This is a genomic window from Pseudomonas sp. LS1212, assembly GCF_024741815.1.
Taxonomy (GTDB): domain Bacteria; phylum Pseudomonadota; class Gammaproteobacteria; order Pseudomonadales; family Pseudomonadaceae; genus Aquipseudomonas.
On the sequence record NZ_CP102951.1, the window covers coordinates 4,310,783 to 4,326,406 of the forward strand.

Sequence of the window (15,624 nt, forward strand, 5' to 3'; positions counted from 1 at the left end):
ACAGGGGTTGTAGCTGCCTGGAAGGGATCAATCAGCTTCCCGGGTGCACCGCCAGAGTGCCGAGCGCCCCAAACCGATGCAATCAGGAGATTTCTGCTGCCGGATCGGAAAAATGACTGGAGAAGATAAGACGTAGCCACTTGCCACTCAGGCAGGCCCTGAGGCATAAGACGGCATTCATTTGACAAGGACGTTAACCTTGCGCGTTTTCTACCGCACTCTGCTGTTGTTGGCAGTTCTGATCGCTCTCGGCCTGGCCGTGGCGCTCTACTACATCGCCCGGCCGAATCTGCCCCAATACACGGCGGCCCAGAGCCTGGCATATCTTGAGCAGTGGAGCGAGGCGGATCGCCAGGCCTATTACTACACACCTCAGGGAACCCAGGTCAAAGGCCTGCAATACGAGTGGTTCACCGCCCTGGAACTGCCCTTCTCCAGCGAGCGTTTCGCCGCCCCCGAGCACCTTGGGCGCTTCGGCTTCCTGCTCGATCCGGCGCAACAGGCCAGCCCGCAGAACCCCGGCAACCTGCCGGTTGGCTTTACCCGCCATCAAAACAGCGGCGACAACGCCCAATACCTGGACATCACCTGCGCTGCCTGCCACACCGGCGAGCTGCGCTACAAGGGCCACGCCGTGCGCATCGACGGCGGCACCGCCCAGCATGTGCTGCCTTCGAGCGTACCGACCTTGCGCGGCGGCAGCTTCGGGCAAGCACTGGTGGCGAGCCTGGCGGCTACCTATTACCTGCCATGGAAGTACGAGCGCTTTGCCCGCACGGTGCTGGGCGAGCGTTATGAGACCGACCAGCGCGAATTGCGCCTGGCCCTGGACACGTTCATCAAGGTCGCCTGGAACGACACCCATCGCGGCCTCTACCCGACACTGGAAGGGCCGGGCCGTACCGATGCCTTCGGCCGCATCGCCAACGCGTCGTTCGGCGATGCCATTTCCCCGGAGAATTACCGTGTTGCCAATGCCCCGGTCGATTACCCGCAGCTCTGGGATATCTGGACCTTCGACTGGGTCCAGTGGAACGGCTCGGCGCAGCAACCGATGGCGCGCAACATCGGTGAAGCCCTGGGAGTCGGTGCGACCTTTAAGTTCTTTGACACCGATGGTCAGCCGCTCACCGGCGATGCCCGCTACCCTTCCAGCGTGCGGGTCCGCGACCTGAACCTGATCGAGGAAACCCTGCAACGGCTCAAGCCGCCTGTCTGGCCAGAGGCATTGTTTGGCCAGATCGATCCGGCGCTGGCTAGCCATGGCCGCGCCCTGTTCAAGGAAAACTGTGCCGGCTGCCACGTGCCCGACGTGCAGACCGGTGGCCCGCGCCCGGTGCAACAGCTGAAAATGCTGCCGGTGCAGGCCATCGGCACCGACCCGACGGCGGCCAACAATATTGCCGACCACCGCTTCGACCTGAGCGAACTGCAATGGGATCCGGCGGAACTGGCCAACCTCAACGTCGACCTGCATCCCGCGGGCGGCGAACTGGACATGAAGCAATTGTCAGTGGCCAAGGGCCTGGCTTATGTCACCGCCTTCGTCGAAGCCAGCGCCTATCGCAACGCCAATGTAACTCCAACCGAACGAGCACGGCTGGACGGCTACGGCCTGCCGATCGGCGTGCGTGAGTTGCGTGCTTACAAGGCGCGACCGCTGGAAGGGGTCTGGGCCACCCCGCCCTTCCTGCACAACGGCTCGGTACCGAGTCTCTACCAATTGCTGTCGCCTCAGGATGAGCGCGCAACGACCTTCTATAAAGGCAGTTTCGAATACGACCCAAGGCACCTGGGATACCGCACGGAAGCCTTCCCTGGCGGCTTCCTGTTCGATACGCGGATCACCGGCAACCACAACAGCGGTCACGAATTCCGCGCAGGCCCCCGTGGCAATGGAGTCATCGGGCGCTTGCTGCAACCGGAGGAGCGCTGGGCGCTGCTCGAATACCTGAAAGTGCTCGGTAGCCCGCGAGAGGTGCAATTGCCATGATGAGATCACGCCAACCGGGATTGCCCGGCCGCCTGCTGTCGTACCTGGGTGCGTTCCTGTTCAACACCCTGCTGGCACTGACCGTGCTCGGTTTGCTCGGCTGGTTGCTGGCCAGCACCTGGTACGCCTGGAAGCATTCCGGCCCGGTGCCTGCCGAAGAGCAGATCCCGCCCGGCGAAGCGGCCATGACCCAGGACATTATTCAGACCGCCATCCGCATCGTCGACCAGCACCGCAGCGACACCCGCTACCTGCGTGACGCCCATGCCAAGGCCCATGGCTGCGTGCGGGCCGAAGTAAAGGTGCCGCAGGATCTGCGAGAAGCCATGCGCCAGGGCGTCTTCGCCGAGCCCGGCAAGACGTGGCAGGCCTGGATACGCCTGTCCAACGGCAATGCCTACCCGCAGTTCGACAGCATCCGTGATGCACGTGGCATGGCCATCAAACTGCTCGGCGTACCGGGCAAGCAATTGATGAGCAGCCAACAGGGGCGCGGCGAGCAGGATTTCGTGATGTTCAACCATCCGAACTTTTTCGTCAGCGACGTGGCCGAGTATCGCCAGAACATCGCCGCCCAGGCCGACGGCAAGAAAGCCATGGCGTTCTTCCCGAGCAAGGACCCACGCACCTGGGAGCCTCGCCATCTGTTCATCGCCCTGGGCACTCTTGCGCCGGCACCGGACAGCCCGACACAGGCCACCTACCACTCGGTCTCACCGTACAAGTTCGGCAGTGCCAACGCGAAATTCCGCGTTGTTCCAGACCCGGCCAGCTGCCCGGCCTACACCCTGCCAGCGCTGAATCAAGACCTGCCGAACTTCCTGCGCACGGCCTTGTACCAGCAGCTGTCCACCGACCGCAGCCCGGCCTGTTTCGCTTTGCAGTTCCAGCGGCAGAACGCCAACAAATACATGCCCATCGAAGACACCAGCATTGAATGGCGAGAAGCCGATGCGCCCTTCGAAACCGTCGCGCACATCCGCATCCCAGCACAGGACTTCGATACGCCGGAGCAGAACCTGATGTGTGACAACCTGTCGTTCAACCCGTGGCAGGGGCTGGAAGCGCATCGGCCGATTGGTGGTATCAACCGGTTGCGCAAGGCGGTGTATGAGGCGGTGAGCGAATACCGGCATGCGCGCAATGGCGTGTCGCAATAGGTGCGTGAGCCACATGCGGCAACAGTTTGCAGGGCCCAAGGCAATGCAAACGATCTAGGGTTGTTGACGAGTGAAGTGCGCAGCCTCACGGGGCTGTCGCCTTAACTTATAAAATCTTTAAAAAACCCTGAAAGACTTATATATTGCTTATTAAAACCTCATGAATCAGATAAACTGGACCCGGAAGGCCGTAAAGCAATTGCTGAGGCTACACACCCAGCATCAGGTTCAGATTCGTGATGCCGTCCCTGAGCTTGAGCGTATGCCCGACGTGGCGAACGTCAAATCGCTGGTGCAACACGCCTGCGGCTACAGGCTTCGAGTCGGCAATTACAGAGTTCTGTTCGACTGGCACGGCACGATCCAGGTCGTCAGCATTCAAGAGGTAAAAAAACGTGACGAACGCACCTACTGAAGTGCAAATCATCAACGGACCGGATGGCAAACCGGCATTTGTCGTCATTCCCTATGAGCAGTACATCGCCCAGCACGTCGAAGCCGATCTGATTCCGCACCAAGTGGTCAGTCGGATCGTTGATGGCGCGACACCCATTCGCGCCTGGCGCGAACACTTGAACCTCACGCAAGAGGAAGTTGCCACGCGCATGGGGATTTCCCAGCCAGCTTTCGCTCAGCAAGAAGCGGTGAATAAACCACGCAGGACCACCCGCGAGAAAATTGCGCGCGCGTTTGGCATCAGGGCTGATCAGCTGGAGTTGTGAGCGGGACGCAGAGCGTCGGGGTGAGGCATTCCCACGCTGGAGCGTGGGAATAAGGGGGAACATAAACCCCAGACAGCAAAAAGCCCGCACTAGGCGGGCTTTCCGGTGGATCACAGGCGTTCAGTGGTCCTGTGTTCCTAATATGGCGCAGCGGACGGGACTCGAACCCGCGACCCCCGGCGTGACAGGCCGGTATTCTAACCGACTGAACTACCGCTGCGCATAACACTGAGAAGGATTGGTGGGTGATGACGGGATCGAACCGCCGACCCTCTGCTTGTAAGGCAGATGCTCTCCCGGCTGAGCTAATCACCCTTCACTCTCGGTGTGGCGCGCATTCTACGGAGCGACCTGACCTCTGGCAAGCACTTTCTTTAAAATTTTTTCCAGCCCTTCCAAACACTTAGCGCAGGGTTGGCCTCGGGCACCGGCTCGGAGAATAATGCCCGCCTTATGTGTGTAAGGAGAGCTTCACCCCATGTGGTTCAAAAACCTGCTTATCTATCGCCTGACCCAAGATATCCCTTTTGATGCCGAGGCGCTGGAAACCGCACTGGCCACCAAGCCGGCGCGCCCTTGTGCAAGCCAGGAGTTGACCACCTACGGTTTCGTCGCCCCTTTCGGCAAAGGCGAAGATGCGCCACTGGTTCACGTCAGCCAGGATTTCCTGCTGATCGCCGCCCGCAAGGAAGAGCGTATTCTGCCGGGTAGCGTCGTGCGCGATGCGGTCAAGGAGAAGATCGAAGAAATCGAAGCCGAACAGATGCGCAAGGTCTATAAGAAGGAGCGCGATCAGATCAAGGATGAAATCATCCAGGCTTTCCTCCCACGTGCCTTTATCCGTCGCTCGGCCACTTTCGCTGCCATTGCACCGAAACAAGGCCTGATCCTGGTCAACGCCTCCAGCCCCAAGCGGGCCGAAGACCTGCTCTCGACCCTGCGCGAAGTGATCGGCTCGCTGCCAGTGCGCCCGTTGACCGTCAAAATCGCCCCAACCGCCACCATGACCGAGTGGGTCAAGACCCAGCAAGCAGCCCCTGATTTCTTCGTGCTCGACGAATGCGAGCTGCGCGACACCCACGAAGACGGCGGTATAGTGCGTTGCAAGCGCCAGGACCTGACCAGCGACGAAATCCAGTTGCACTTGAGCACCGGCAAGCAAGTGACGCAACTGTCGCTGGCCTGGCAGGACAAATTGTCCTTCGTGCTCGATGACAAGATGGTGATCAAGCGCCTGAAGTTCGAAGAGCTGTTGCAGGACCAGGCCGAAGAAGACGGTGGCGACGAGGCACTGGGCCAGCTCGATGCCAGCTTTACCTTGATGATGCTGACCTTTGGCGAGTTCTTGCCGGTAATGTTCGAAGCCTTGGGTGGCGAAGAGATTCCGCAGGGGATCTGATTTTTTTTGAAGGCCCTTTGGGCCTTATCGCGGGCAAGACCCGCTCCTACAAGGTCCGCGCTGTGCCTGTAGGAGCGGGTCTTGCCCGCGATAAGGCCCAGCACGCACCAAAACCGTGCTTGATTCCGGCAGCGTTTTTGTGCACTATATTGCACATAGTGAGGACGACCTCACGACTCTATGAGTGACCATTCTGGGGACGACCCCGTCAGTTGATGGAGGTCATCATGCCTTGGATCATTCTCTTTTTTGCAGGCCTGTTTGAAGTCGGTTGGGCCGTTGGCCTGAAATATACCGACGGCTTCAGCCGCCCTCTTCCCACTGCCCTGACCGTTACCGCCATGCTGATCAGCCTTGGCTTGCTCGGCCTTGCCATGAAGGATCTGCCACTGGGCACCGCCTATGCGATCTGGACCGGTGTGGGTGCCGTGGGCACGGTGATTGCCGGGGTCATTCTGTTTGGTGAGTCCATGGCGCTGGTCCGGTTGGCCAGCGTGGGGTTGATCGTGGCAGGGCTGGTTGGGCTTAAGGTTAGCGCCAGCTAGCACCGCGTTATCGTTCATCGCTGGCCAGCGGAGTACCGTCCGGCCAGCTCCCACAGGGTGTGTGCGCCTGGAAGCAGACCTAACGTGTCACCCCACGCAACTCGCTCACCCGCTCGCGTAACAGCCCAGGCTCCGCTGCCTCCATCGGCACCGGAGCCCCCGCCACAATCGTCACCCGTGACCACAGCCGACGAAACAACCCTTTGCGCGGGTCACGGCTGAAAAAGCTGCCCCACAATCCTTGCAACGCCAGCGGGATGACCGGCACCGGGGTCTCTTCCAGCATCCGGGTCAAGCCACTCTTGAAGGCATCGATTTCGCCGTCGGTGGTGAGCTTGCCCTCGGGAAAGATACACACCAGTTCACCGCTCTTGAGGCTCTCGGCGATTTTCCTGAAGGCCTTCTCGTAGATCTGCAGGTCTTCGTTGCGCCCCGCAATCGGGATCGCGCCGGCGGTGTGGAAGATGAAGTTCAGCACCGGCAGCCGGTAGATCTTGTAATACATCACGAAACGGATCGGCCGGCGCACTGCGCCACCGATCAACAGCGCATCGACGAAAGACACGTGATTGCAGACCAGCAATGCGGCGCCTTCGTCAGGAATCTGCTCCAGGTCCCGGTGCTCGACGCGGTACATCGAGTGGCTGAGCAGCCAGATCATGAAGCGCATGCTGAATTCAGGAACGATCTTGAAGATATAGGCGTTGACCGCGATGTTCATCAGCGACACCACCAAAAACAACTGCGGAATCGACAGCTTCGCCACGCTCAGCAGCACGATGGTGACAATCGCCGACACCACCATGAACAATGCATTGAGAATATTGTTCGCGGCGATCACCCGCGCCCGCTCGTTTTCAACGGTACGCGACTGGATCAGCGCATACAGCGGCACGATATAGAAGCCGCCGAACACGCCCAGGCCGAGAATATCCAGCAAGACCCACCAGGCCTGGGCATGCCCCAGGACAGTCAGCCAATCGTTGGCCTGGACGCTCTGGGGAAAGCTGCCCGAATGCCACCACAGCAACAGGCCGAACAGGGTCAGGCCAAAGGAGCCGAACGGCACCAGACCGATCTCGACCTTGCGCCCGGACAAGCGCTCACAAAGCATCGAGCCCAGGGCGATACCGACCGAGAACACCGTGAGAATCAACGTCACGACGGTTTCATCGCCGTACAGCCACTCCTTGGCATAGGCCGGGATCTGCGTCAGGTAAATCGCCCCGATGAACCAGAACCAGGAGTTGCCGACGATCGAGCGCGACACCGCCGGCGTCTGCCCAAGGCCCAGGCGCAAGGTAGCCCAGGACTGGCTGAAGATGTTCCAGTCGATTTTCATTTCCGGCGACGCCGCTGCCGCACGCGGAATGCCCCGGCTGGCCAGGTAGCCCAGGGTCGCCACCAGCACGACCGCCGTGGCGACCACCGGCGCATAGTGCGTGGACGACATCATCATGCCGGCGCCAATGGTGCCCGCAAGAATGGCCAGGAAGGTGCCCATTTCCACCAGCCCGTTGCCGCCGACCAGCTCTTCTTCACGCAAGGCCTGCGGCAGGATCGAGTACTTCACCGGGCCGAACAGGGCCGAATGGGTGCCCATGGCGAACAGCGCCAGCAGCATCATCCCCAAGTGGTTGAACAGAAAGCCGGCAGCGCCGACCAGCATGATCGCGATCTCGCCCAGTTTGATCAGGCGGATCAACGCATCCTTGGCGAATTTTTCGCCGAACTGCCCGGCCAACGCCGAGAACAGGAAGAACGGCAGGATGAACAACAAGGCGCAGAGGTTGACCCAGATTGAACGGTCGCCCTCGATGCTCAGTTTGTAGAGAATGGCCAGGATCAGCGACTGCTTGAAAATATTGTCGTTGAACGCCCCCAGCGACTGCGTAATGAAAAACGGCAGGAAGCGCCGCTTGCCCAGCAAACTGAATTGCGACGGGTGACTCATCGTCCGTGTACCTGCATGGCGCCGAGAACGGCTAAGGCTTTGTCATTGGAATGCCGGTGACAGCGCAAAAGCCACATCGACGCCGTAGATTACCTGAACGCTCCAGCGGCATCTGTAGGCGCTTTCGCACATTTTTCACTCAGCCCACGCAGGTTGGCGATGCATGGCGAAACGAACAACTCCCCGCGCCAGGCGCCCTGCACAGTCCGGCTCGCGACGATCAGCCACATGGCCGCCAATGCCGCCACCAGCACCACCCCTACCCCATTGAAGAAGCCCAGGTGCAAGGTGCTGCCCAGCCTGAGCGTTGCCAGCGCGTAGACCCCCAACGGAAAGGTAAAACCCCACCAGCCCAGGTTGAAAGGAATACCACTGCGCAGGTAACGCAGCGTGATCAACACCGCGATCAACATCCACCACAGGCCGAAACCCCACAAGGCGATAGCCGCGACCAGGCCGATACCCGCGGCGATTTCACCCAGGCCAGGCAAGCCATTGGCCGCGAATACCGCAGGCGCTTCAGCACCCAGCACCAGCATGCCCAGCGCACCGGTACCGATCGGGCCCAGCGCCAGCCAGCTCGACGCCGCCATGCTGGCGTGCGGCAACTTGTGCAGGGCCATGCGCAGCAACAGGATGGTCAGAATGCTGAACGCAACTGGCAGGGAAAACGCCCAGAGCACATAGCCGGTGATCAAGACATGAAACTGCTGATGAGCGTCGACCAGGTGCGGTGCCAGCAAGCCACCGCTGGCAGCCGCCACCTCGGCGGCGACCACAGGCAACAGCCATACGGCGGTCATCTGATCGATGCTGTGCTCCTGGCGGGTAAACATCAGAAACGGAATGGCCACCCCGCACAGCAGCGCCATGGCCACGTCCAGCCACCACAGGGCTTCGACGAAGGGCACGATCTGCACGCCCCAGCGCGGCACGCCAAACAGTAGAAAGCCATTGATGATGGTGGCCAGGCCCATGGGAATGGTGCCGAAGAACATCGACACGGTCGAATGCCCGAAAATTCGCCGCGCCTCATGGAAAAACAAGACCCAGCGAGCGACGTACAACACGCTGAACAGCATGAACAACGCAATGGTCAGCAGCCACAAGGCTTCGGCCAATGCCGTGAGCATGGGCACTGCCAGTTGGTTCAGGGCAAGGGCTAGCACGCCCGTACCCATGGTGGCGGCGAACCAGTTGGGGGTGAACTGGCGAATGACTTCGCGGGGGTGTTGCAGGTGGCTCAAGGGCCGGAAACGCTGTATCGGTGTCGTGGGGCACGGCATGTTTTCGCTCCTGTCCTCAGGTGAGGTCATGCCATCGTAAGGTGACATCTAATATCTATAAAACGGGTAATTTCTCTAACTGTTATCTGTTTTACCTATATTTAGGTTTATTCAGTCTTCAGCGGATGCCTGACGTATGCTCTTACCGCACTCAAGAAAACAAAAAATTGCCTACAAGGAAGTACGGTGTGTTGAGGTCAATCAAAGCCTGCTCCCCCAGCGTGCGCATGCTGCTGTGGGCTACCTTCACATTGACGCTGGCCCGGGCGATCACCCTGCCCTACCTGGTGGTCTACCTCGCCGACAACTTCGCCCTGAGTATCAGCGACATCGGCCTGGTGGTCGGCAGTGCCCTGTTCGTCGGCTCGCTGCTGAGCCTGTATGGCGGTTACCTGATCGACAAACTGCGCAGTTACAGCGTGATTTCGAGCTCGACACTGATCTTCGCCGCGGCCTTTGTCGGCGCCGTTGCCAGCCGCTCGCTGCTTCTCTTCTTTGTGTTTCTGGTACTGATCAACCTGACCCTGGCCGTGGTGGACATCGCCGCCAAGTCGGGCTTCTGTGCGTTGTTGCCGGAGAATGCGCGCAGCGAGGTGTTTTCCATCAAATACACCTTGAGCAACGTCGCTTATGCAGTCGGGCCTTTCATGGGGGCCGGGCTGTTCAAGCTGGATACCCATTGGCCCTTTATCGTCTCGGCGGGCTTGGGGTTGGCCATGTTCCTGGCCTATTGGCGCTGGGGCGATCGCTCGCCGCAAACGGGACTGGCCGGCATGCAAAAGCAGGCCTTTGTCGCCGTGGGGCGTCTTTTGCTCAAGGATTACCGGCTGGTGTGCTTTACCCTCGGTGGCGTGCTCAGCGCCGTGGTGTTCGGCCAGTTCACGGCCTTTCTGTCGCAGTATCTTGTGGTCACCACCACGCCCGAACATACCTACCGGGTCATCAGCTACGTGGTGGCAACCAATGCCGTGACCGTGATCGCGCTGCAGTACCTGATCGGTCGGCGCATCAGCAGCCGCCGGCTGTTCCCCTGGCTGCTGGCCGGCATGGCCATGTTTCTGGTCGGCCTGCTCGGCTTTTCGCTGGCGCAAACGCTGCTGGTCTGGTGCCTGGCGATGCTGGTGTTCACCCTCGGCGAAATCATCGTGATCCCGGCCGAATACATGTTCATCGATGCCATCGCCCCCGAGCATCTGCGCGGCATGTACTACGGCGCCCAGAACCTGTCGAACCTGGGCGCTGCACTGGGGCCGGTCATCTGTGGCTTCGCCCTGGCGGCCCTGGCGCCGCAAGTGATGTTCTACCTGTTGATTATCTGCGTCGTCGCCGCCACCTTGTTCTACTATCTGGGTGCATCAGGGCTGGGGCGCCGCCTCTGAGGGCTGCGACGTTGTGCCACTGCTACCTTGGTCGACGCTGACGGGCCTTGGGCATTCTGCGAGACTGTTTGATCGGGGTTATGCTGGTGACGGCCGCTGTGCGGCCGATCGCTGGCAAGCCAGCTCCCACAGGTTTTGTCCAATCCCAGCGGGTGGACCTATACCTGTGGGAGCTGGCTTGCCAGCGATAAGGCCTGAAGGACCTTCAAGGGCCCCCGCTTTTTTTTGGGAATTCGGAGTACGCATGTCGCTGTCCAACGGGCTGATCGCAGCGGTCGCCCTGGTCTATATGGCCATCCTGTTCGCCATCGCCTTCTACGGCGATCGTCGCAGCACGCCCTTGCCGCCGCGTCTGCGTGCCTGGGTGTACAGCCTTTCGCTGGCAGTCTACTGCACCAGCTGGACCTTCTTCGGCGCGGTCGGCCAGGCTGCCGAGCAGCTCTGGTCATTCCTGCCGATCTACCTGGGCCCCGTGCTGTTGCTGGTCTTCGCACCCAGGGTCTTGCAGAAGATGGTGCTGATCAGCAAACAGGAGAACATTACCTCCATCGCCGACTTTATCGCCGCCCGCTACGGCAAGTCGCAGACGCTGGCCGTTGTCATCGCAATGATCTGCCTGGTCGGGGTCCTGCCTTACATTGCCCTGCAACTGAAGGGCATCGTCCTGGGCGTGAACCTGCTGATCGGTGCCAGTGCCGATGCCGGCGGCACCCGGGCTCAGGACACGGCGCTGGTGGTGTCGCTGATTCTGGCGCTGTTCACCATTGTGTTCGGCACGCGCAGCCTGGACGTCACCGAGCACCACCGCGGCATGGTGATGGCCATTGCATTCGAGTCGCTGGTCAAGCTGCTGGCCTTCCTTGCCGTGGGCGCATTCGTCACGTTCCATCTGTATGACGGTTTCGACGACCTGTTCAGCCAGGCCCAGCTTGCCCCGCGCCTGGAGCTCTATTGGCAGGAAACCATCAACTGGCCGTCGATGGTGGTACAGACCGGCGTCGCCATGATGGCGATCATCTGCCTACCGCGGCAGTTCCATGTCACCGTCGTCGAGAACATCGAACCCCAGGACCTGCGCCTGGCACGCTGGGTGTTCCCCGCCTACCTGATCCTGGCCGCCTTGTTCGTGGTACCGATTGCCCTGGCCGGGCAACTGCGCCTGCCAGGTTCGGTGATTCCCGACTCGTTCGTGATCAGCCTGCCACTGGCCGAGGCACACCCGGCGCTGGCCTTGCTGGCATTCATCGGTGGCGCCTCGGCTGCCACCGGCATGGTGATCGTCGCCAGCGTCGCGCTTTCGACCATGGTCTCCAACGACATGCTCCTGCCCTGGCTGCTGCGGCGCAAGAATGCCGAGCGCCCCTTCGAACTGTTCCGCCACTGGATGCTGACCGTACGCCGGGTGAGCATCGTGGCGATTCTGCTGCTGGCGTACGTGAGTTACCGGCTGCTGGGCTCCACTGCGAGCCTGGCGACCATTGGCCAGATTGCCTTTGCCGCCGTTACCCAGTTGGCGCCGGCCATGCTCGGTGCGCTGTACTGGAAGCAAGCCAACCGCCGTGGCGTGTTCGCCGGGCTGGCTGCCGGCACCTTCCTCTGGTTCTACACCCTGGTGCTGCCGGTTGCAGCCCAGGGCCTGGGCTGGTCGCTGCAGACATTCCCGGGGCTGGCCTGGCTGCATGGCAACCCGCTGAACCTGCCGATCACCCCGCTGACCCAAGGCGTCGTGCTGTCACTGGCGGGCAACTTCACGCTGTTCGCCTGGGTTTCGATCCTTTCCCGCACCCGCGTCTCGGAACATTGGCAAGCCGGGCGCTTTATCGGCCAGGAAACCAGTGCCCGGCCCAACAGCCGCTCGATGCTGGCGGTGCAGATCGACGACTTGCTGACCCTGGCATCGCGTTTCGTCGGCGAAGAACGCGCCCGCCAGAGCTTCATCCGCTTCGCCTACCGCCAGGGCAAGGGCTTCAACCCGAACCAGAATGCCGATGGCGAATGGATCGCCCATACCGAACGCCTGCTGGCCGGTGTATTGGGAAGCTCGTCGACCCGCGCCGTGGTCAAGGCCGCCATCGAAGGCCGCGACATGCAGCTCGAGGACGTGGTGCGCATCGCCGACGAAGCCTCCGAGGTGCTGCAGTTCAACCGTGCGCTGCTGCAAGGCGCCATCGAAAACATTACCCAGGGCATCAGCGTGGTCGACCAGTCGCTCAAGCTGGTGGCCTGGAACCGTCGTTACCTGGAACTGTTCAATTATCCGGATGGCTTGATCAGCGTCGGTCGGCCGATTGCCGACATCATCCGCTACAACGCCGAACGCGGCCTCTGCGGGCCAGGCGAGGCCCAGGTGCATGTGGCCCGCCGCCTGCACTGGATGCGCCAGGGGCGTGCGCATACCTCCGAGCGACTGTTCCCCAACGGCCGCGTCATCGAGCTGATCGGCAACCCCATGCCCGGCGGCGGCTTCGTCATGAGTTTTACCGACATTACCGCCTTCCGCGAAGCCGAGCAGGCGCTCAAGGAATCCAACGAAGGCCTTGAGCAGCGTGTGGCCGATCGGACCCACGAGTTGTCGCAGCTGAACCTGGCGCTGACCGAGGCCAAAGGCAATGCCGAGGCTGCCAACCAATCCAAGACCCGCTTCCTCACGGCCGTCAGCCATGACCTGATGCAACCGTTGAATGCCGCACGGCTGTTTTCTGCCGCCCTGTCCCATCAGGACGAAGGGCTCTCCGAAGATGCCCAGCAACTGGTCCAGCACATGGACAGCTCGCTGCGTTCGGCGGAAGACCTGATCAGCGACCTGCTGGACATCTCGCGCCTGGAGAACCGCAAGATCACGCCCGACTGCAAACCCTTCGCCCTCGGCGAACTGTTCGACACCCTCGGCGCCGAGTTCAAGGTACTGGCACGCAAGCAGGGCCTGGACTTCCGCTTGCGCGGCAGCCAGCTGCGGGTCGATAGCGACATGAAGTTACTGCGGCGCGTCCTGCAAAACTTTCTGACCAATGCCTTCCGCTATGGCAAAGGCCCTATCCTGCTCGGTGTGCGCCGTAAACAAGGGCGCCTGCTGCTGGAAGTCTGGGACCGTGGGCCGGGAATCGCGCCCGATAAACTGCAGGTGATCTTTGAAGAGTTCAAGCGCCTGGACAGCCACCAGACCCGTGCCGAAAAAGGCCTGGGCCTGGGGCTGGCGATTGCCGATGGCCTGTGCCGGGTGCTCGGGCATCCCTTGCATGTGCGCTCCTGGCCGGGCAAGGGCAGTGTCTTCAGCGTCAGCGTGCCAGTGGCCAGCGCATCGGCCTCGGCGCCGGCCAGGGCGATCGAACAAAACGGCCAGCCGCTGGCCGGCATGCAAGTGCTGTGCATCGATAACGAAGACAGCATTTTGATCGGCATGAACAGCCTGCTCAGCCGCTGGGGTTGCCAGGTCTGGACCGCACGCAACCGCACCGAATGCGATACCTTGCTCAAGGACGGCATGCGTCCGCACCTGGCGCTGGTGGACTACCACCTCGATGACGGTGAAACCGGCACCGAATTGATGGCATGGCTACGCACGCGCATGGGCGAACCGGTACCGGGTGTCGTGATCAGCGCCGACGGGCGCACCGAGATGGTCGCCCAGGTCCACGCCGCCGGCCTGGACTACCTGCCCAAACCGGTCAAGCCGGCGGCGCTTCGCGCGCTGCTCAATCGCCATTTGAGCCTGGCCAGGTAAGCACTCACTCAGGCATTTCAGTCAGGCCTTCGGCATCGGTCATGGCCCGCTCGAGCAAATCGGCGGGCAGGCTCTTGCTGGCGCGGGCGCCGAGCAGCCTCAACTGCTCGCTGCGGCTGACCAGGTTGCCACGCCCTTCGGTGAGCTTGTTGCGGGCAGCGCCGTAGGCCTTGTCCAACTGCTGCAAGCGGCTGCCGACTTCGTCCAGGTCCTGGATGAACAACACGAACTTGTCATACAGCCAACCGGCGCGTTCGGCGATTTCACGGGCGTTCTGGCTTTGCCGCTCCTGCTTCCACAGGCTGTCGATGACCCGCAGGGTCGCCAGCAGCGTGGTTGGGCTGACAATCACGATGTGCCTGTCCCAGGCTTCCTGAAACAGGTTCGGCTCTGCCTGCAGGGCCGCTGAAAATGCCGCTTCGATCGGCACGAACAGCAGGACGAAATCCAGGCTGTGCAAGCCTTCCAGGCGTTTGTAATCCTTGCCCGACAACCCCTTGACGTGGTTACGCAGCGACAGCACATGCTGGCGCAATGCAGCCTGGGCGATCACGCTGTCGTCGGCGGCCACATATTGCTGATAAGCGGTGAGGCTGACCTTGGAGTCAACCACCACTTGTTTGTCGCCAGGCAGCATGATCAGCACGTCCGGCTGGAAACGCTCCCCGTCGGGCCCCTTGAGGCTGACCTGGGTCTGGTATTCGCGGCCCTTCTCCAGGCCCGCGTGTTCGAGCACCCGTTCCAGTATCAGCTCACCCCAGTTACCCTGGGTCTTCTGGCCCTTGAGGGCCTGGGTCAGGTTGGTTGCCTCATCGCTCAAGCGCTGGTTCAACTGCTGCAGGCGTTCAAGCTCCTTGCCCAGCGAAAAGCGCTCGCGGGCCTCTTGCTGATAGCTTTCCTCGACCCGTTTTTCGAAGGACTGAATGCGCTCTTTCAAGGGGTCGAGCAACTGCCCCAGATGTTGCTGGCTGGTTTGCGCAAAACGCTGTTCACGCTCATCGAAGATCTTCCCCGCCAGTTCCGCGAATTGCGCCCGCAGTTCGTCTCGCGAGCCCTGCAGGTCGGCCAGACGTTGCTGGTGGCTATCCTGTTGCTCCCGCAATTCGGCATTCAAGCCTGCGCATTGCGCATCCAGGCGCCGTAGCTCGGTCTCCTTGGCCGACCGTTCGAGGTTCCAGGCATGTGCGGCATCCCGGGCGTTGTCGCGCTCGATCTGCAGCAATTCAAGCTCACGCCCCAGGGCTGCAAGTTCAGCCTGCTTGGCCGAATTGGCCTGGCCAAGATCGCTGATTTCGTCGCGGCTGGCATCGAGCTGGGCAACCAGGCCATCCTGGGCAAGCTGCGCCGTAGTGAGGCGCTCATCGAGCAGCACACGCTCGGCCTGCAGGTTCGACAGGCGCCGTTGCAGTGTCCAGGCCAATGCCAGACACGGCACAGCGGCCACCAACAACCCCAGCAGAACGCT

11 protein-coding genes and 2 tRNA genes are annotated in these 15,624 nt (G+C 61.4%); 8 read left to right on the top strand and 5 right to left on the bottom strand.

Annotated features, from left to right (window positions below):
- Window positions 1–199: 199 nt before the first annotated feature.
- The 4 genes from NVV94_RS20055 (at window position 200) to NVV94_RS20070 (ending at window position 3,875) form a co-directional block, all read left to right on the top strand.
- Window positions 200–1,993: a cytochrome c gene (locus tag NVV94_RS20055; protein WP_258444117.1), complete on the top strand. Its 1,794-nt coding sequence runs from the start codon at window positions 200–202 to the stop codon at window positions 1,991–1,993.
- Window positions 1,990–3,153, top strand: a complete 1,164-nt coding sequence (locus tag NVV94_RS20060; protein WP_258444118.1) for a catalase family protein — start codon at window positions 1,990–1,992, stop codon at window positions 3,151–3,153. Before NVV94_RS20055 ends, NVV94_RS20060 begins: the two co-directional genes overlap by 4 nt.
- A gap of 160 nt (window positions 3,154–3,313) precedes the next feature.
- Complete coding sequence (locus NVV94_RS20065; RefSeq protein WP_258444119.1) at window positions 3,314–3,568, top strand: type II toxin-antitoxin system RelE/ParE family toxin; 255 nt, start codon at window positions 3,314–3,316, stop codon at window positions 3,566–3,568.
- Entirely contained in the window at window positions 3,549–3,875 is a 327-nt protein-coding gene (locus NVV94_RS20070; protein WP_258444120.1) for a helix-turn-helix domain-containing protein, read from the top strand. The genes NVV94_RS20065 and NVV94_RS20070 overlap by 20 nt, the downstream gene beginning before the upstream one ends.
- 143 nt (window positions 3,876–4,018) lie before the next feature.
- Here NVV94_RS20070 and NVV94_RS20075 read toward each other — a convergent pair.
- Together NVV94_RS20075 and NVV94_RS20080 are read right to left on the bottom strand one after the other, a co-directional pair.
- Window positions 4,019–4,095 (bottom strand) — tRNA-Asp (locus tag NVV94_RS20075).
- 19 nt (window positions 4,096–4,114) lie between these two features.
- Window positions 4,115–4,190 (bottom strand) — tRNA-Val (locus NVV94_RS20080).
- Window positions 4,191–4,353: 163 nt separating this feature from the next.
- Here NVV94_RS20080 and rdgC point away from each other — a divergent pair.
- Entirely contained in the window at window positions 4,354–5,274 is a 921-nt protein-coding gene (gene rdgC, locus NVV94_RS20085) for a recombination-associated protein RdgC (RefSeq protein WP_258444121.1), read from the top strand.
- 227 nt (window positions 5,275–5,501) lie between these two features.
- On the top strand, window positions 5,502–5,819 hold the full coding sequence (gene sugE / locus NVV94_RS20090) for a quaternary ammonium compound efflux SMR transporter SugE (RefSeq protein WP_258444122.1): 318 nt from the start codon (window positions 5,502–5,504) through the stop codon (window positions 5,817–5,819).
- Window positions 5,820–5,898: 79 nt separating this feature from the next.
- Here sugE and NVV94_RS20095 read toward each other — a convergent pair whose 3' ends face one another.
- Together NVV94_RS20095 and NVV94_RS20100 are read right to left on the bottom strand one after the other, a co-directional pair.
- On the bottom strand, window positions 5,899–7,773 hold the full coding sequence (locus tag NVV94_RS20095) for an MFS transporter (protein ID WP_258444123.1): 1,875 nt from the start codon (window positions 7,771–7,773) through the stop codon (window positions 5,899–5,901).
- 89 nt (window positions 7,774–7,862) lie between these two features.
- The gene (locus tag NVV94_RS20100; RefSeq protein WP_258444124.1) at window positions 7,863–9,059 is read right to left on the bottom strand and encodes a TDT family transporter; all 1,197 of its coding nucleotides are present in this window, start codon (window positions 9,057–9,059) and stop codon (window positions 7,863–7,865) included.
- 188 nt (window positions 9,060–9,247) lie between these two features.
- On the opposite strand from NVV94_RS20100, the gene NVV94_RS20105 reads away from it, so the two are divergent.
- Entirely contained in the window at window positions 9,248–10,438 is a 1,191-nt protein-coding gene (locus tag NVV94_RS20105; RefSeq protein WP_258444125.1) for an MFS transporter, read from the top strand.
- A gap of 244 nt (window positions 10,439–10,682) precedes the next feature.
- On the top strand, window positions 10,683–14,159 hold the full coding sequence (locus NVV94_RS20110; RefSeq protein WP_258444126.1) for a PAS domain-containing hybrid sensor histidine kinase/response regulator: 3,477 nt from the start codon (window positions 10,683–10,685) through the stop codon (window positions 14,157–14,159).
- Between the two features lie 4 nt (window positions 14,160–14,163).
- Here NVV94_RS20110 and rmuC read toward each other — a convergent pair whose 3' ends face one another.
- The gene (gene rmuC, locus NVV94_RS20115; protein WP_258447758.1) at window positions 14,164–15,528 is read right to left on the bottom strand and encodes a DNA recombination protein RmuC; all 1,365 of its coding nucleotides are present in this window, start codon (window positions 15,526–15,528) and stop codon (window positions 14,164–14,166) included.
- Between the last annotated feature and the right edge of the window lie 96 nt (window positions 15,529–15,624).

Coding starts and splice junctions, on each gene's coding strand:
- NVV94_RS20060 (WP_258444118.1), top strand. CDS start 1,990: ATGATGAGATCACGCCAACCGGGATTGCCCGGCCGCCTGCTGTCGTAC.
- NVV94_RS20065 (WP_258444119.1), top strand. CDS start 3,314: ATGAATCAGATAAACTGGACCCGGAAGGCCGTAAAGCAATTGCTGAGG.
- rdgC (WP_258444121.1), top strand. CDS start 4,354: ATGTGGTTCAAAAACCTGCTTATCTATCGCCTGACCCAAGATATCCCT.
- sugE (WP_258444122.1), top strand. CDS start 5,502: ATGCCTTGGATCATTCTCTTTTTTGCAGGCCTGTTTGAAGTCGGTTGG.
- NVV94_RS20095 (WP_258444123.1), bottom strand. CDS start 7,773: ATGAGTCACCCGTCGCAATTCAGTTTGCTGGGCAAGCGGCGCTTCCTG.
- NVV94_RS20100 (WP_258444124.1), bottom strand. CDS start 9,059: ATGCCGTGCCCCACGACACCGATACAGCGTTTCCGGCCCTTGAGCCAC.
- NVV94_RS20110 (WP_258444126.1), top strand. CDS start 10,683: ATGTCGCTGTCCAACGGGCTGATCGCAGCGGTCGCCCTGGTCTATATG.